The sequence below is a fragment of the Bacillus sp. PK3_68 genome (assembly GCF_003600835.1).
In the GTDB taxonomy this organism is placed as follows: Bacteria; Bacillota; Bacilli; order Bacillales; family Domibacillaceae; genus Pseudobacillus.
In genome coordinates this window covers 962739-980708 of the sequence record NZ_NQYC01000001.1, presented here as the reverse complement: position 1 = coordinate 980708, position 17970 = coordinate 962739, and the positions used below count along the sequence as shown (strand labels likewise).

General features: G+C 42.6%; 14 protein-coding genes, 1 other RNA gene, 1 pseudogene and 1 riboswitch. All 16 genes and pseudogenes read left to right on the top strand.

Annotated elements, in window-relative coordinates; all coding sequences use genetic code 11:
• The first annotated feature begins 1 nt into the window (after window position 1).
• The 16 genes and pseudogenes from CJ483_RS05110 to CJ483_RS05035 all read left to right on the top strand — a co-directional run bounded on the left by CJ483_RS05110 (window position 2) and on the right by CJ483_RS05035 (window position 17955).
• The gene (locus CJ483_RS05110; RefSeq protein ID WP_120032505.1) at window positions 2–2284 is read left to right on the top strand and encodes a DEAD/DEAH box helicase; all 2283 of its coding nucleotides are present in this window, start codon (window positions 2–4) and stop codon (window positions 2282–2284) included.
• Between the two features lies 1 nt (window position 2285).
• The gene (locus CJ483_RS05105; RefSeq protein WP_120032503.1) at window positions 2286–3521 is read left to right on the top strand and encodes a ribonuclease H-like domain-containing protein; all 1236 of its coding nucleotides are present in this window, start codon (window positions 2286–2288) and stop codon (window positions 3519–3521) included.
• A 252-nt stretch (window positions 3522–3773) separates the two neighbouring features.
• Window positions 3774–4009 (top strand): annotated as a pseudogene (locus tag CJ483_RS25690) (CotD family spore coat protein).
• A 58-nt stretch (window positions 4010–4067) separates the two neighbouring features.
• Window positions 4068–4628 (top strand): SLOG family protein, encoded by a 561-nt coding sequence (locus CJ483_RS05095; RefSeq protein ID WP_120032501.1) that lies wholly within the window; start codon window positions 4068–4070, stop codon window positions 4626–4628.
• Window positions 4629–4710: 82 nt separating this feature from the next.
• The gene (gpsB, locus tag CJ483_RS05090; protein WP_120032499.1) at window positions 4711–5028 is read left to right on the top strand and encodes a cell division regulator GpsB; all 318 of its coding nucleotides are present in this window, start codon (window positions 4711–4713) and stop codon (window positions 5026–5028) included.
• A 73-nt stretch (window positions 5029–5101) separates the two neighbouring features.
• Window positions 5102–5496: RNase P RNA component class B (gene rnpB, locus CJ483_RS05085), an RNA gene on the top strand.
• Between the two features lie 107 nt (window positions 5497–5603).
• Window positions 5604–6746, top strand: coding sequence for a THUMP domain-containing class I SAM-dependent RNA methyltransferase (locus tag CJ483_RS05080; protein ID WP_120032497.1), 1143 nt, complete (start codon window positions 5604–5606; stop codon window positions 6744–6746).
• 128 nt (window positions 6747–6874) lie between these two features.
• Window positions 6875–7711: a cytochrome c oxidase assembly protein gene (locus tag CJ483_RS05075; protein ID WP_120032495.1), complete on the top strand. Its 837-nt coding sequence runs from the start codon at window positions 6875–6877 to the stop codon at window positions 7709–7711.
• A gap of 130 nt (window positions 7712–7841) precedes the next feature.
• Window positions 7842–7943, top strand: a riboswitch (purine riboswitch).
• 120 nt (window positions 7944–8063) lie between these two features.
• Window positions 8064–8648, top strand: a complete 585-nt coding sequence (locus CJ483_RS05070; RefSeq protein WP_120032493.1) for a xanthine phosphoribosyltransferase — start codon at window positions 8064–8066, stop codon at window positions 8646–8648.
• A complete protein-coding gene (locus tag CJ483_RS05065) occupies window positions 8645–9952 on the top strand; it encodes a nucleobase:cation symporter-2 family protein (RefSeq protein WP_120032491.1) in 1308 nt (435 codons plus the stop codon). The genes CJ483_RS05070 and CJ483_RS05065 overlap by 4 nt, the downstream gene beginning before the upstream one ends.
• A gap of 977 nt (window positions 9953–10929) precedes the next feature.
• Window positions 10930–11280 carry a restriction endonuclease gene (locus CJ483_RS24985; protein ID WP_342754526.1) on the top strand — a complete coding sequence of 117 codons (351 nt, stop codon included), beginning with the start codon at window positions 10930–10932 and terminating at the stop codon, window positions 11278–11280.
• Window positions 11281–11942: 662 nt separating this feature from the next.
• Complete coding sequence (locus CJ483_RS05055; protein WP_120032488.1) at window positions 11943–15584, top strand: dynamin family protein; 3642 nt, start codon at window positions 11943–11945, stop codon at window positions 15582–15584.
• A complete protein-coding gene (locus CJ483_RS05050) occupies window positions 15565–15792 on the top strand; it encodes a hypothetical protein (protein WP_340853512.1) in 228 nt (75 codons plus the stop codon). The genes CJ483_RS05055 and CJ483_RS05050 overlap by 20 nt, the downstream gene beginning before the upstream one ends.
• 15 nt (window positions 15793–15807) lie before the next feature.
• Window positions 15808–16644 (top strand): sulfurtransferase, encoded by an 837-nt coding sequence (locus CJ483_RS05045; protein WP_120032486.1) that lies wholly within the window; start codon window positions 15808–15810, stop codon window positions 16642–16644.
• Between the two features lie 97 nt (window positions 16645–16741).
• Window positions 16742–17659: a 5'-3' exonuclease gene (locus CJ483_RS05040; protein ID WP_120032484.1), complete on the top strand. Its 918-nt coding sequence runs from the start codon at window positions 16742–16744 to the stop codon at window positions 17657–17659.
• 20 nt (window positions 17660–17679) lie between these two features.
• Complete coding sequence (locus CJ483_RS05035) at window positions 17680–17955, top strand: DUF6123 family protein (protein WP_120032482.1); 276 nt, start codon at window positions 17680–17682, stop codon at window positions 17953–17955.
• The last annotated feature ends 15 nt before the right edge of the window (window positions 17956–17970 follow it).

Sequence of the window (17970 nt, the reverse complement as noted above, 5' to 3'; positions counted from 1 at the left end):
CATGCTATTCAGGAGAAAAACATTGCAAGAAGCCATTGACTGGCTAAGGCAGGAGGAAGCTGTTCGTTCAAATATTATTCATTGGCATACGATACCGGAAAAAGAGGCGACGGTCGTTCCGCTGCCGGCTGACATGGCTCCTGAGCTTGCCGCTGCATTAAAAAAGAGAGGGATTGAGCAATTATATACCCATCAATTAGCGGCTTATGAAGCTGCAAGGAGTGGCGAAAGCTTTGTGGCAGTAACACCGACAGCCTCTGGGAAAACACTCTGCTATAATTTGCCGGTGCTTCAATCTGTAATCGAAAATGACGAAGCCCGGGCGCTTTATCTATTTCCTACCAAAGCGCTTGCCCAGGATCAAAAAAGCGAAATCAATGAATTAATTCAAGAAGTCGGCTTGCCAATCAACAGTTACACATATGATGGAGATACGCCGGCAAACATCCGGCAAAAAGTGCGAAAAGCTGGACAAGTTATTCTTACTAACCCTGACATGCTTCATTCTGCTATTTTGCCGCATCATACAAAATGGGTGTCGCTGTTTGAGAACTTAAAATACATTATTATTGATGAACTTCATATATATAGAGGGGTGTTCGGCAGCCATGTAGCGAATGTTCTGCGCCGTTTGCAGCGCATTTGCCGTTATTATGGAAGCGACCCGGTTTTTATTTGTACATCGGCCACGATTGCAAACCCGCTTGAACTTGCCGAAACGCTAACTGGAAAAAAGATTAGATTAATAGATAAAAATGGAGCACCAGCTGGCAAAAAACATTTTGTGTTTTACAATCCGCCGATCATTAATAAGCCGCTTAACATTCGCCGTAGTGCTGTTTTAGAAGTTCGTCGGCTTGCCGGCGAAATGTTAAAAAATAAAATTCAAACGATTGTCTTTGCCAGAAGCCGGGTACGGGTAGAGATTCTATTAACGTATTTGCAGGAGCTCGTTAGAAATGAACTCGGAGCCAAGTCAATTAGAGGCTATCGAGGAGGGTATTTGCCGACACAGCGGCGTGAAATTGAGAAGGGATTAAGAAATGGAGAAATTTATGGAGTAGTAAGTACGAATGCACTGGAGCTGGGAGTAGACATCGGCCAACTACAGGTTTGTGTCATGACTGGTTATCCAGGGACTATCGCCAGTGCCTGGCAGCAGGCGGGAAGAGCAGGACGCCGCCACGGAGAATCGCTTGTTCTCATGGTTGCCAGCTCCGATCCGCTCGATCAGTTTATCGTTGATCATCCTGATTATTTTTTTAAGCGGACGCCGGAAACAGCTCGCATTAACCCTGATAATCTAGTAATCTTAGTCGATCATTTAAAGTGTGCAGCTTATGAACTGCCATTTAAGCAAGGAGAGCTGTTTGGAGAGACGGATGTGGAGGAAGTGCTTGAGTTTTTAGCAGAAGAAAGAGTGCTTCATGAAAATCAAGGCCAATGGTTCTGGATGAACGATTCTTTCCCAGCCCATAACATTAGCTTGCGCTCTGCTTCGCAAGAAAATGTCATTATTATTGATATTTCTATAACAGGCAGCCATAAGGTCATTGGAGAAATGGATACGTTCAGTGCCATGACGCTTCTGCATGATGAAGCCATTTATCTGCATCAAGGGATTCAATATCAAGTGGAAGAGCTTGATTGGGAAGAAAAGAAAGCGTATGTTCGCGAGGTAGAGGTGGATTACTTTACGGATGCCAATTTAGCGGTTCAGCTTCAAGTACTAGAAGAAGATAAAAAACAAGAAAAAGAACACATCACATTTTCCTATGGGGATGTAGCTGTTCACGCGATGGCTACCATCTTCAAGAAAATTAAATTTGATACTCATGAAAATATCGGATCAGGACCGATTCATTTGCCAGAGGTGGAACTGCATACGAATGCAGTGTGGATGTCACTGAATACCGAGCTAAAAGAGTTTTCTGAAGAGCGTTTAGAGAATGGTCTGATTGGAGCCGCTCATTCGCTAAAGGCGATTATTCCGCTGTTTGCGATGTGCGATCCGCAGGACATTCATATCGTACCGCAAGTAAAAGCGAGTCACAATGAAAAGCCGACTATCTTTGTTTATGATCATTATCCAGGTGGGGTTGGGCTCAGTGAACAAGTTTTTAATCAATTAGATGAAATTGTAAAGCAGGCAGCAGAGCTTATTGGTCATTGTCCTTGTCCGAGTGGTTGCCCTTCTTGTATCGGCACAGATACCGCTCTTCGTTCTGCCAAAGAGGATGCCTACCGCCTGCTGAAGATGTTTCTCACAATGGGAGAGAAGTAAAATGGGATTATCGGGAAAGCTTCAGCGGATGAAGCGTCATATTGTTAGAGAAGAGATGGAAAAGCCTATAGAAAAGAAGGATGTTCAACAAATGGATTTGCCTTACAAGGAGGAGTGGGAAAAAGCCGGTGTAAAGCCTTATGTTCTTGGTGATCAGTGGTGTCTCATTCGCGAAGCGCGCTATCCGCTCTCTTTCCAACATGGCAAACATTCATTTTCCGATGCAAAAAAAATGATCGCTAAATGGAATGAATGGGAAGGGACGCATCCCTTGTCTGCCAAAGACCTATCCGCTTCTGATTTGTTTTTTTTCGACACGGAAACGACTGGTCTAGGGGGCGGAACCGGGAATACGATTTTTTTGCTCGGCTATGCGAGAATACAGGAAGAGGAAGTGATTGTGCGTCAGCATTTTTTGCCTGCCCCGGGAAATGAGGTGGCGTTATATTCAAGCTTTTTGGAAAGAGTGGATTATACTACCCTGGTCACGTATAACGGCAAGTCATTTGACTGGCCACAAGTAAAAACCCGTCATACACTCGTCCGGGAGCATGTGCCAAAACTGCCGAGCTTTGGTCACTTTGACTTATACCATGCTTCTAGAAGGTTGTGGAAGCATTCGATGGAGTCCGTTAAACTTGTGAACGTTGAAAGAGAGAAGTTGGACATTTGCCGCACAGAAGATGTTCCCGGCTATTTAGCTCCAATGATTTATTTTGATTTTGTAGAAAGGAAACATCCAGAGGGTATATTAAAGGTAATGGAGCATAACGAAAAGGATATTCTAACACTCATCACTCTCTATACCCACATTAGTCTGCAGATCTTACAGGCAGAAGAGAGCCAGACAAGTCGGGAAAAACTAGAAGTCGCCAAGTGGCTGTCAGCGGTCGGTGAGAAAGAATTGTCAGCAGGAACATACCAGCAATTGGTTGATGAGCAGCATAAAGAAGTGCAAATCTCCGCCAGCCATGCACTAGCTTTTCATTTTAAAAAAGAGAAGAAATGGCTACAGGCGGTAGACCTTTGGGAAAAAGTGTGCAGCAAAGGGACGCTATCTGAAAGAATCGAAGCGCATATTGAGCTAAGTAAATACTATGAACACAAAAAAAGAAATCCTTCTCAATCATTGCATCATGCGGAAGCAGCTGACGCTCTTCATGACGGTGCGAGAGCACGATTGACGGAAGATTTAGCCAAAAGAAAAAAACGGCTTCAGCAAAAAATCAATAGGTAGGTATTTTTTTCTTCGTTTTTATTTTACAAAAGCGACAGTCTTTTATCTTTTTCGTCAAAATTATTTCGTGTTGTTTATTGTTTCTTACAACAAAAGACTGTAAAATGTAGAATGGTACGAAAAGCTAAGAGAAAATATTTATGGGGTGGAATGAACGTGTATCGCGCTTTATTTGTGTTATTTTTTGTTGTTGTCGGCTTAACTGCTTTCTTTATGACGAACATGAAAGACAGCTTTTCTAACTTTATGTAAATGTATTGTAACCGACCTGCGGTATTGCCGGCGGTCATTCATCCGCCGATCCATTGTAAAAGTCGCACGTTTGAGCAATTTATTGTGCCGCTTATTCATCCAACACATACGGCCAACATTACTCATCAATGTATCAACATCAACACTATTATCCGCATACTCAATCCTTTGCTCAAGATGTGTGCAATCAACAATTACTTTGTGGGGGACACCCTCGTCGGCCGTTTGGCTTCTAAGTAGATAAAAAAGCAAGGAAGCTCCTTGCTTTTTTGTTATGCTAAAGGAGGTTTTCCAATGTCTGTGTGGACAGTAGCTGGGTATAAGCCTTATGAGCTCGGTATTTTCAAACAGGATGATCCAGCAGTTCTCTTCATAAAAAAAGCACTCGAAAACGAACTGCGTCGGCTACTTGATGAAGGGATGGATTGGCTGTTGATCAGCGGTCAACTCGGTGTTGAATGCTGGGCGGCAGAAGTGCTGTTTGAATTGAAAGAGGAATTTCCTGCTGTTAAGCTTGCTGTACTGACCCCTTTTTTGCAACAAAACGAAAACTGGAATGAGAACAACAAAATCTATTATGAAATGATCCTAGCAAGAGCGGATTTTGTGGATTCTGTTTCTAAAGAGCCTTATAAAAGCCCTGCCCAATTTCGAAATAAGAACCAGCTGTTTTTGCGAAAAGCTGATGGTTTGTTAGCGGTCTATGATGAAGAACATCCAGGTTCACCGCAATATTTATGGGATATGGCTCGTTCTTTTCAACAGGATCACCCATTGGATGTTCGCCAAGTGACATTTTATGATTTGCAATTCGTTGCAGAAGAGGAACAGCTGAAGGAAACAGACTGGGAATAGCAGCTGAATAGATTGACAAATCAGTCCGTTTTTGAAAAAATAAATGAAACATGGTTTGGAATATATTGAGGTGATGACGGGAATGTTATCTAATAAAGTGAAACTGACAGCAAAGGATATTTTGGAAAAAGATTTTAAAACCTCTATGAGAGGATATAATCCAGATGAAGTAGATCAGTTTCTAGATTTAATCATTAAGGATTATGAAGCGTTTCATCAGGCAATTGAAGAACTTCAACAGGAAAATCTCCGCTTGAAAAAGCAAAGTGAAACAACGATGCGCCGCTCACAGCCAGCTCCAACTCCGCAGCCAGCTGCCGGCTCTACAAACTTTGATATTTTGAAGCGATTATCGAATTTGGAACGGCACGTATTTGGGGATAAGTTGTATAACGAATAAGATAATGCTTAATTCAAAAGGACTCTTGCATTAATTGTTATTTTCCTATATAATAGTGCAGGTGACAATAATAGCGTTCGGGTAATCGCTGCAGCCTTTCCGCTGCAGAGGAAAGTCCATGCTCACACGGTGCTGAGATGCCCGTAGTGTTCGTGCCTAGCGAAAAAGTAAGCTAGGGCAGTTCGGCTCAGGCTGGATTGACGGCAGGGAAAATGCCTAAGTCTTCGGATATGGCATGATTACCTTGAAAGTGCCACAGTGACGTAGCTTTATAAGAAATTATAAAGGTGGAACGAGGTAAACCCCGCGAGTGAGCAACCCAAATTTAGGTAGGGGCACTCTCTTTAAGGAAATGAACGATAAGAGGGGCGGATGTTTTAGAACGTCCGCAGATAGATGATTACCGCCGGAGTACAAGATCATCCCTGATCGCTTGCAGTACGATGGTACAGAACATGGCTTACAGAACGTTATTATGGGATATAATTTCACAAGCTCTCCTTTATGGAGAGCTTTTGTTCTATATGGATATTTTCTTGCAATCAATACATAACTCTATAAGTGCAGGTGATTAGATGTCAACCTATACATTAATGGCTACAGCGGCAATGGGTCTGGAATCAGTTGTAGCAAACGAAGTGAAAAATCTTGGCTATGAGTGCCGGACAGAGAATGGAAAAGTAATTTTCCAAGGAGACGAATCAGCTATTGCCCGCTGTAATATGTGGCTGCGAACGGCAGACCGCTTGAAAATTATTGTTGGTGAATTCAAAGCAACTACGTTTGACCAGCTGTTTGAAGCAACGAAGGCTTTGCCGTGGGAACAATATTTACCAAAAGAAGCAGAGTTTCCGGTACAGGGGAAGTCTGTGAAATCGACTTTATTCAGTGTTTCTGATTGCCAAGCCATTGTCAAAAAAGCAATCGTTGAACGGTTGAGAAGTAAGTATAAAATCCAAACATGGCTGCAGGAGACAGGGCCTTTGTTCAAAATCGAAGTATCTTTGTTAAAAGATAAAGCAACATTAACGATTGATACGAGTGGAGCTGGCCTGCATAAAAGGGGATACCGAATTGCCCAGGGAGGTGCCCCATTAAAGGAAACGCTAGCAGCTGCTCTGATTCAGTTAACGAACTGGCAGCCTGATCGGCCGTTTGTCGATCCGTTTTGCGGCTCAGGAACCATTCCGATAGAGGCGGCTTTAATTGGCCAGAATATCGCTCCGGGCTTTAACCGGGAATTTATTTCTGAAGACTGGCATTGGATGGGCGACGATGTGTGGGAGAATGCCAGAATTGAGGCCGAGGATGTAGCAAACTACGATCAGCCACTTGATATTAGAGGCTCAGATATTGATCACCGAATGGTGGAAGTGGCTCAAAAAAATGCGTTTGAAGCAGGACTTGCCGATTTGATCCAATTTAAGCAAATGAATGTAAAAGATTTCTCCTCATCAAAAGAGTACGGAGTGATCGTTGGAAATCCCCCTTATGGTGAGCGTCTCGGAGACCGGCCGGAAGTAGAAGCAATGTACCGGGAAATGGGTCAAGCGTTCGCTAGTTATGATACGTGGTCAGTGTATATGTTAACGTCGCATGAAGGATTTGAGGAATTTTATGGTAAGAAGGCGACAAAAAAGCGGAAGCTGTTCAATGGATTTATCCGAACGGATTATTATCAATATTGGGGGAAACGTCCGCCAAGAAAAAATGATTAAATAAGCGAGCAGCATGACGGAAGCATTTCAGGAGAAGGTCTGGAAAAGATGTGAATCTTTGTTAAGATAGAGGAAATATAGATAAGTTAGCTTGTTTTCATTATTTTTTATAATGGGAGGACAATCAAGTGATCGGAAAAGTTGTTTCTGATGCTAATTGGTTTCAGCTATGGGGAGTCGGCTACCTTGTTGTCTTAGGATTGTTGTCTTTTCTGTATGCAAGGTTAGCTTCTTCTAGCAAATATACCTTTAAACGGATGCAGCGATTTTATTTTTATTCAGCCTTGATTTTGTTTTATCTCTTTGTGGGCAGTCCGTTTGCTGCCATTGCGGCAGAGGACTTATTCAGTGCCCATGTTGTCGAAATAATGGTTATGTTATTTGTCGTGCCGCCGCTTTTTGTTTTAGGCCTGCCGAAAGAATGGTTGCGGTCTTTCTTCTGGTCTTATCGGATGAGATTTGCGTTAAAGGTGTTTACTCATCCATGGGTAACGGCCTTATTATTTAATTTGCTGCTGTCTGCTTATCTGGCTCCGGCAATTTTTAATTTTTTACAAAAACATGCGATTCTTTTAGGAATCACTCAGGTGGTTATGCTAGGAGCTGCTTTTTTAATGTGGTGGACCATAATTTCGCCTTTGCCCGAGATTAACCGTCTATCTGAATCTATACGGGTGATGTATGTGTTTGTCGCTTCTTTGCTGTTGCTGCCGATCGGAATTTTTTTGCTGGTTGCTGATAGTCCTTTCTATACTGTATATACGCAAGGCCAACAGCTGTTACCTAATTTAACAGCTCTTCAAGATCAACAGCTAGCCGGAGGGATGTTAAAAGGAATCCAGCTAGCCTCTTATGGCATTGCTCTTTTCCTTCTTATTTCTAAATGGGCAAAGAGAGAGGAAGAGCCGGATGATGACTTTCCGTTCCATCCGGGACAAGCCCTAAATCATCCAATCAAAAAATAAGGATAATTATGGGAGCTAATTCGTTGTTGTTTGCTATTTTGTTTGAAAGTTGCGAATAATAGAGAAGAAAAAATCAAAAATGTTCGTAAATAGCATTGAAATTCTTTTTTATGCTGATATAATTAGAATACAATTAAATGCAACATTCGCTCATATAATCGCAGGAATATGGCCTGCAAGTTTCTACCGGATGACCGTAAATCATTTGACTATGAGTGAGCAGTGGAAGGGCAGTCTTTCTTGCTGTCTTCTCAAACCCCAAAGGGCATTGCTTCACTCAATAATTGAGGAATGACATGATCTTTGGGGTTTTTTCTGTCCAAATGATCGAAAAAGTTGAGGAGGATACAAAGTGAAGAGTTTGCAAGAAAAGATTGTAAGAGAAGGCAGAGTACTTTCAGATCAAGTATTAAAGGTGGATTCCTTTTTAAATCATCAAATTGACCCTAAGTTAATGAAGGAGATTGGTGAAGAGTTTGTTCGTCGCTTTTCTGGTGAAAAGATCACAAAGATTTTGACGATCGAATCAAGCGGGATTGCGCCAAGTGTCATGGCTGGTCTTGTGCTCGATGTACCAGTTGTTTTTGCGAGAAAGCGTAAATCCCTTACGTTAACACAGGACCTCTATACAGCAGACGTCTATTCCTTTACAAAGCAAGAAACAAATCCGATTGCTGTCTCAAAGTCCTTTATAACGAATGAGGATCATCTATTAATTATTGATGATTTTCTTGCTAATGGACAAGCCGCTTTAGGCTTATTAGAAATCGCTGAACAAGCCGGCGCTACTGTTGCAGGCATTGGCATAGTCATTGAAAAAGCTTTCCAAGACGGCGGCAACCTGCTCCGTGAAAAGAATGTAAGGGTGGAGTCCCTTGCCAGAGTACAGTCGCTTGAAAATGGCAAAGTGACCTTTGCAGAAGGAGCACTCGTATGAAACCTTCCGTTTTAAAATCAGCTTCATTAGGCTTTCAGCATGTGTTAGCAATGTATGCCGGCGCTGTGATTATCCCGTTGATTGTCGGAAATTCGATGGGGATGACAGCTGAACAACTCACATACTTAGTTTCTATTGATATTTTCATGTGTGGAGTGGCGACTTTCCTACAAGTATGGAAAGGCCGCTTTGTAGGAATTGGTTTGCCGGTCGTTTTAGGATGTACATTTACAGCTGTCGGTCCGATGGTAGAGATTGGTGAGAAACATGGGCTTTCAGCGATTTACGGAGCAGTATTAGCGTCAGGGATATTTGTCTTGTTAATCTCTTCTTTTTTCAGCCGTCTCGTCCGCTTTTTTCCGCCGGTCGTCACAGGATCAGTGGTAACCATTATTGGACTTACACTTATTCCAGTGGCAATGAACAATATGGCGGGTGGACAGGGAAGCAAGGATTTTGGCTCTGCATCTAATATTATTCTAGCATTTGCTACTTTATTTATTATTATTGCTTTATTCCGCTTTTTTAAAGGCTTTGTCCGTTCTATTGCAGTGCTTATTGGGTTGCTTGCGGGCACAGTGATCGCTGCTTTTATGGGAAAGGTAGATTTTTCACCTGTAAAAGATGCGGCGGTTGTTCATATGGTGCATCCATTTTACTTCGAATGGCCAACCTTCGAATGGGCATCGGTTATTACGATGATTCTTGTGGCAGTGGTGAGCATGGTAGAATCAACAGGTGTTTACTTTGCCGTTTCTGATATTTGCGACAAGGAAATATCAGAAAAAGATATAGCAAAAGGGTATCGTGCAGAAGGTCTTGCTTATACACTCGGCGCTATTTTTAATGCTTTTCCTTACACAGCATTTTCACAAAACGTCGGTCTCATGCAGTTATCCGGTGTGAAATCTAAAACGATTATTTATTATACAGCTGGTTTCTTAGTTATTCTTGGCTTGGTGCCAAAAATTGGTGCCTTTACAACGATTATTCCTTCCGCTGTTCTAGGGGGAGCGATGGTAGCCATGTTTGGGATGGTTGTTGCCCAAGGAGTTAAAATGCTGAGCCGGGCAGATATGTCTTCTCAGGAAAACTTATTAATCATTGCTTGCTCAGTCGGTATGGGGCTTGGAGTAACGGTGGTGCCGGGATTATTTGCCGGCCTGCCATCCAGTGTCCAAATTTTAACGAGCAATGGTATCGTTGCCGGCAGTCTGACTGCCATTTTCTTGAATATCTTATTTAACGAACTTGGCAGCAAGAACAAAAAGGTTGTTAAACTGGCAGAATCGAAAGTTTCATAATATCGTGTACATTCAGCAAGATTCTTTTTCATCACCAAGGGTTTAAAACATCGTAACGCCCCTTCCATTACTTTTTAGTAAAGTAATGGAAGGGGCGTTTTTTAACTGATCAAGCAGCGGTGTATAGAATGCAGAAAGGTAGATTCGTAAGAATTTCGAATGTCATGGGTGATCAAGGAATAAGAATTTCAAAATCAGTTATATATCAGGACTGAAAAAGTATCGACATGGTGGCGGATGGGATAAAGTAACTGCTGCTTACAGTGAGAATAATAAGAAACAACAGTTGATTGTCTCTGATGTCAGGCCATAACGATCACTCAATAGAAAGAGCCTTTTCAGCACGCTGTTACACGAAACAGCCATAAGCTTGTCATGGTCGGATAAGCATAAGTGAAAGAGCGAATGAATGTAACAAAGAGAATGCTACAGAGATTTCTACTTGAGTACCTTAATGGGTACTCATTTTTTGTCTTTTTGTTTTTGGATCTGTTAAAGATAAATGTTGTTTTTCCACCGTTGATCGCAACGGAAGGCGGTGGCTCCAGCGGCAAAAGAGCTTCCTGGCGAGACCCCGCAGGAGTGCATACAACGAGGAGACTCACGGACCGCCTGCGGAAAGCGTCCGCCTGCAGTTAAAATCAACATTCAAGTATAACAGAGCCTTGTTTTTAAATCATGATTAGTGAATATTTATTGAACATAATGCCGACAACTATGACCTAAGGAGGGATTATGTTTGTTGCTTATTGAAGTAATAGCGGGCCTAATTTTAATCGTTGCATTTCTTCATTTTCACATAACAAAAAGAAAAATACTTATCAAACAGCCCTGATTGCCCATCAAATGGACATGAGTAAACAGATCAAACAAACGCTGGCAATGGGTCTTTATTTAAGATTTAAAAAAGAACATAAAGATCAGCCTGAAAACTATTCAGCTGCTTTCATTAGGGAAGATCCGTTAGCTTTTGAGTTATTTGTGGCGGAGGCAATCGAAAAAACAAGAGGGGCACGACCTGGGTATCTCCCCCAAACGGAGATTTTGGGGTTGACTTTGAACACACGATCAAGGAAGGATTATTTTTAGGGCAAGTTAAATGTTGCAAGGAGGATATAGGATATGAAGCCATTGCCATACTCCATTCCAACATGATCAAGCAAGGAGCCAAAGGGGGATATGTAATCAATATCGGTTCTTTTACCAAGGCCGCCAAAGAATACGCGGAGGGGATAAGTATTGAGCTGATTGACGGAATGAAGCTCGTAGAAATGTGGTTGGAAAGTACTGAGCAAGAAGTAAAAGCGGTTATCCCAACGTACGTATAGTCAGCCCTTTTAATCATTGCAGGTGATGAGAGTATTGGTCAAATAATAGGATCTAGCGCCAGCTTTTTTCAATAAAGGTCCGTGTGGATGTTATATGATTAATTGGAACGGAGGTTGTGAAAGTCCTTCCGTCATGCACTCGCATGACCTTGTATGAGGGAATGCAAGGATGTCATTCAACTTCTGAGAAAGCGAAGCGACTAAAGGGCAAATTCACACTAGAAGGCTCGCTGAATGAGAAGCAATTTCTCTGATTTCATGCACTTTGATTAGCGAAATAGAAATCGATAGAGAGTATACAAAATTAAAAAACAGAAAAAAATAAAAATATAATTGAAAATCATTATCGGCCATGCTAAGATGTAATTGAAGATGAAAATTATTCTCAACTTGTGAAAAAATATTAATCAAAAGGACGGTGCTTTTCATGGTTTGGATGTTTGTAACGGCGACAGTTGTGATATATGGAGGCGTAATGAAATATGTAGTCGGCCACGTCGGCAAACCACAAGCACCGCACAATTGATTATAAATTAAATAATAAACTAGAAGAAGGCTATCGAGGCCTTCTTTTTTTTCGTATGGGAAAGTTGACGAAAATCGTTTACAATAAAAGAAACTTGCAAATAGCTGAGAAACTTAATATAAGGAGATTTAACAGAATGTCAGTAGCAACTATCCAGCAATCAATGCCCCAAGTGATTTCTAAAACCGTCGGTCTTTTTGAGATTTTTCAACAGGCCGGGGATGAGGAGCGGGCCGGAAAAGCCAAATTATTTTTAAAAAAACTGCATGACGAAGAATTTATCGTGGCTTTTTGCGGCCACTTTTCAGCAGGTAAGTCAACGATGATTAATGAGTTGACTGGTGAGAACTTGCTGCCGTCAAGCCCTATCCCGACAAGCGCTAACCTCGTGAAAATTCACCATGCTCCCGAGGACTTTGCCAAAGTTTATTATAAGGAAAAACAGCCGTTGCTTTTTAAGGCGCCGTACAACTTTGATAGAGTGAAAGAATTTTGCAAAAATGGAGAGGAAGTAGAAGCGATTGAAATCGGTCATAGCGGATCTAATCTGCCGGCTGAAGTCACTGTAATGGATACGCCAGGTGTTGACTCTACCGATGATGCCCATCGCATTTCAACAGAATCAGCCCTTCACCTCGCAGACATGGTGTTCTACGTAATGGATTACAATCATGTGCAGTCAGAACTGAACTTTATTTATACGAAAGAGCTGCTTGCACATGGGGTTAAGCTTTACCTGATCATTAATCAGATTGATAAGCACCGGGAAGAAGAGCTCTCGTTCGAAGAGTTTAAGCAATCCGTATACACATCCTTTGCTGCTTGGGGAGTAAAACCGGAGAAATTTTTCTTTACGAGTTTAAGAGAACGTTCCCTGCCGGGCAATGACTTTCAGGAAGTGAAGGATCTGATTCAAGAAAGCATGACTGACAGGGAAAAGCTTGCCCTCCGATCAGCTGAAACAATGATGAATCGTCTTGTCAGCGAACATCTTGCCTGGCTGAAAGAAGCGCAGGCTGAAAAAAAGGAGCAGCTCTTAAATGTGCTTGGTGATCAGTGGGACGAAACAGAGATCGTTGAGAAAGAGCAGCAGGCCAAAGAGCAGCTTGATAGTCGTGATGCTAAAGCACTTGTTCGCCAATGGGAAGAAGAGCGGGAGAAAGTACTGCAAAACGCATATTTAATGCCTGCTTCTACACGCGAGTTAGCCAGAGAGTTTTTAGAAGCCGTACAGCCTGGTTTTAAAGTGGGAATGCTGTTCAGCAAAAAGAAAACGGAAGAAGAACGCCAACGAAGACTGGAACGCTTTCTCTCCGATCTCAAGGAGAAAGCAGAAACGCAGCTTGAATGGCATTTGCGCCAGCAATTAGGCAGCTGGCTTAAATCAAGTGGGCTCAATGATGATGAATTGCAGCTTGAAGCAGAGGAGCTGGCTGTATCAGTGGACGAACAGCTCATTTCTAATACGGTCAAACCGGGGGCAAGAGCTACTGGTGATTATGTTCTTACGTATACGGACGATCTTGCCAGCCAGTTGAAAAAAAATGCACGTAGCTTAACCGAGGAAATAAAAGAAAAAGCAGCGGCTCGTATGGAAACGCGTTTTGCAGCGGAGAGGCAGGAGTTGCAAGCCAGATGGTCTACTTGGCATGAGAAGCTTGAAGCCATCCAGCAGTTAGCCAGCTTAGAAGCAGCAGTGGATAATAGACAGAAGGCGATTCGTCGCCTGTTAGCAGAGGAGCCATTAAGCCTACCTGCACAATATGAAGCGTTCGTTCATCAATGGGCTGAGCAGCAGAATAAAGTAACTGTTTTTAATGAAGATTTAGCAGTTGAGCTTACTGCGGCGCCTGCTGAAAAGAAACCAGAGATAAAAGAAAATGTTTCAGCGCCTGTTGAAAAACCGGCTGCTACTGTAGGAAAGACAGCTGAACGATTGAAGAAAATGAGCGGCCAGCTTGCTGGTATACCTGGATTCCAACGTTTTATCGATGGACTCAAACAAAAAGCTGACCGTCTAGAGCAACGAAAATATACGATTGCGTTATTCGGTGCGTTCAGTGCCGGTAAATCTTCATTTGCTAATGCCATGCTCGGTGAAAAAGTATTGCCGGTTTCACCAAATCCAACAACAGCGGCTGTTAACCGTATCCACCCGCCGGATGAGAAAAATCGGCATCGTACAGCGGCTGTTCATTTAAAAACAGAAAAGCAGATGTTGATTGATTTACAGCAATCACTACAATTTTTCAATCAGTCCGTACAGTCGCTTGATGACGCATATAAAGCTATCCCAGGGGTGTTACAAAATAATGGGGGAGAAGGTCGGGAAAACATTCACTTATCTTTCTTGAACGCTTTCTATGAAGGATATAAAGAATACAAAGACCACCTTGGTCAAACGCTTTCTGTAGACCTTCCTGCTTTCCAGGGATTTGTCGCTAATGAAAAGCAAAGCTGCTTCGTCGAGTCTATTGACTTATACTATGATTGTGAGTTTACGCGCCAAGGAGTTACCCTTGTCGATACCCCAGGGGCTGATTCTATCAATGCCCGCCATACAGGGGTAGCCTTTGAGTATATTAAAAACTCAGATGCCATTTTGTTTGTAACGTATTATAACCATGCTTTCTCAAAAGCTGACAGAGAATTTCTTATTCAGCTTGGGCGTGTAAAAGACGCCTTTGAGCTTGATAAAATGTTCTTTATTGTAAATGCCATCGACTTAGCGAGCAGCGATGAAGAAGTAGAGGATGTCATCAATTATGTGAAAGAGCAGCTGCTTCAATATGGCATTCGTTTTCCTCGCATCCACGGTGTGTCCAGTCTGCAGGCGATCCAGGAAATTGAACGGGGAGAACTTGATCATCCTTATTCGAATTTGCGCCCGTTCAAACAAGAGTTCCAGCAATTTCTGGAAGGTGACTTGGCAGAAATGGCGATCCAGTCTGCAGAAGCCGAATGGAATCGTGGATTGGAACAGCTTCGTCAGTTAATCGCAACAGCTAAAGAAAACCGTGAAAACCGGGAGCAGAAAAAAGAAGAGCTCGAAAGCCAGTTGAATGAAATTAGCAGCTATATAAAAAATGAAACAGCTCAAGTCATTAAAAAGCGTATGATACAGGAAATGGATGAACTCGTGTTTTATTTAAAACAGCGTGTCTTCTATCGCTTCTCTGATTTCTTTAAAGAGTCGTTTAATCCGGCATCCCTAAATGGCAGCCGTCCGATTAAACCGGCGCTAAGCGAGGCGATGAAAGAGCTGCTCGAGGCTGTTGGCTATGATTTAGCCCAGGAGATGCGGGCAACCAGCCTGCGTTCTGAAAAGCAGGCTCACAAGCTGCTCGCAGAGAAGTATGAAGCGCTGAAGCTGCATTGCCAATCAATCCAGCCGCAACTACAATTTTCAGCGATGGAGTGGCCGTCAAAGGAAACACCTGAATTTCCTGCTGCTTTTCAGGAAATGGCGCCTGAAGCATTTGGCGATGCTTTGTCTCTATTCAAAAATGCGAAGTCTTTCTTTGAGAAAAATGAAAAGCAGCTGATGCAGGAAGCTCTTCATAACCGTTTGTCAGAGCTTGCTGATAGCTATTTGGCAGCAGAAAAAGAAAAATTAAGCAAATGGGCGCTGGAAGAAGCGGTGGAAGGTATGGATATCATGAAGGAAACAGCAGCTTCTGATGTTGAAGAGCAATTCACTGCTTGGCTGCAAGTATTGAATGCAGCTGAAAATATTGAGGAATGGGAGCATACACTCGTTGAACTTGAGCGACCGTAAAAAAGCGATTGTTAACCATTTTCATGCTTGTGCTACTTGCCGTCACTTTCAGCCAGTGAAAGCAGAAAAAGGCATGCGGTATTATTGTGCTCGGCTGCAGTATGAAACAAAACCCCGTTATCAATTTAATTGCTGGGATCCGAAAGACCAGGTTGTTAAGTTATTGAACAGGAAACTCGACGAGATTAGTAACTCTAATGATGAGTAAAAAGGAGAGGAGAACGTGAAGTATATTCGCTCGATTGACTGGCTAGCAGAGCACTTAAATGATTCGAATATTTGTATTGTGGACTGTCGTTTTCATTTGGCAGATCCTGCTGCTGGTGAAAAAGAATACAATGAAGCACATATTCCCGGTGCCTTTTATGCTCATCTTGATCGACAGTTATCAGGGAAGAAAGGAGCGCATGGCGGACGCCATCCGCTTCCTGATCTGCATGAGTTTCAAAAGACAGCAGAATCTTACGGAATCACAAATGAAACAACCATCATTGCCTATGATAATGGCGATGCTATGTTTGCTGGACGATTTTGGTGGCTGATGTCTTATATCGGCCATCAGCATGTATATATTCTTGATGGTGGTTTTTCGGAATGGAAAAAGCAGGGTCTCCCTATGACGAGTGAAATACCTGCCTCTAAAAGCGGACGTTTATCAATCAGTCTGCAACATGACTGGGCTGTCTCAATCGAAGATGTAAAAAGAGCAGCGCTTGAAAAAGAAGGAGCTGTTTTGATTGATTCGCGGGCACCAGAACGTTATGCGGGGAAAGTAGAGCCGCTTGACCGTGTGCCAGGGCATATCCCTACTGCTGTAAATTACTTCTTTTTAGAAGGCCTTGACGGTTCATGCTGGAAAAGTCCAGAGGAACAAAAAGAACGATTTAAACAATTAGACCCAAATGAACCGGTTATTGTTTATTGCGGATCAGGTGTATCGGCTACTCCAAACATTATTGCATTGAAGCAAGCGGGCTTCCGCGATGTCCGTCTCTATCCCGGAAGCTATAGCGATTGGTCGTCTTATGAGGATTTACCGGTAGAAAAGGAAAAGCAATAAATATAACAGCCGTTCTGTTGCTCACAACAGAGCGGTTTTTTGTTTGTTTTTTTCAATGGACAAGCGACTTATGATAAAATAAGAGAGAGGTGACAAAATGAATAAACAAGAACATTTGCTGCTCATAGATGGCATGGCTTTGCTGTTTCGCGCTTTTTTTGCAACAGCGGTAAGCGGCCAATTTATGGTGAATTCCAAGGGGATGCCAACAAATGGTGTTCAGGGATTTATGAAGCACGTACTTACAGCGATTGAATACATGAGACCAACCCATGCAGCTGTATGCTGGGATATGGGGAGCCAAACATTTAGAAATGAATTGTTTTCCGATTATAAGTCGAATCGGCAGGCACCTCCTGTTGAACTCCAGCCGCAATTTGACTTAGCCAAAGAAGTAGCAGCCTCTTTTTTGCTACCTAATATTGGCGTAAGGGGTTACGAGGCTGATGATTGCATCGGCACAATTGCCAAACGAGAGCACAAAGAACGGCGGGTGACAATTTTAAGCGGAGATAAAGATCTTTTGCAACTGCTTGACCACAATATTGAAGTAACGCTCTTGCAAAAAGGCTTTGGAAATTATTTAACGTATACAGCTGAGAGTTTTGCAGATCAATTTGCCATTACTCCAAAGCAATTTATTGACGTGAAGGCGCTAATGGGTGATCCGAGTGATGGATATCCAGGTGTTAAGGGAATCGGCGAAAAAACAGCCTTTAAGCTTGTACGGGAGTTTGGCACAATTGAGGGGATTCTTTCAAATATTGAACAGCTCACGCCTTCACAACAGAAGAAGATGACAGAGGGAGTGGACATGCTCCAACTGTCCCGACAGCTGGCGGAAATTGATTGCCATGTCCCGCTAGTTTGGGATATTAAAGAAGCAGACTGGACAGGAATTGAAAGAGGGGCAGAGGTCGCAGTGGAAGAACTAGAATTAAAAGTGGTAAGCCGCCATGTGGCACAAATGAAAGCTGCAGCTGCCTATGCAGAGACAGCTGATCCGTTTGCATAACATTCAAGGTGGGAACTTAAGTGGAGAAAGAACAGACGCTGGCAGATTATTTGCTCAAGCTGGAGGAAAAAGGATTTCGGTTTTCTGACGAGATGATTGCTTTTATTTATTTTGGCAAGAGGTCCACCAATGCTTCAGACCTATTGGTCATAGCAGGCATAGAGCTTACATTAAAAGTACAGAAGGAATTTGACGGCAGCTTTTTTCTATCCTTATTAGAATGGTTTAAGGAAAAAGGAATAGCAGATCGGCAGACAGCTCTGAGTTTTGCCTATTCTAATGGGTTGCTATCATAAAAAACGTCCGGGTTC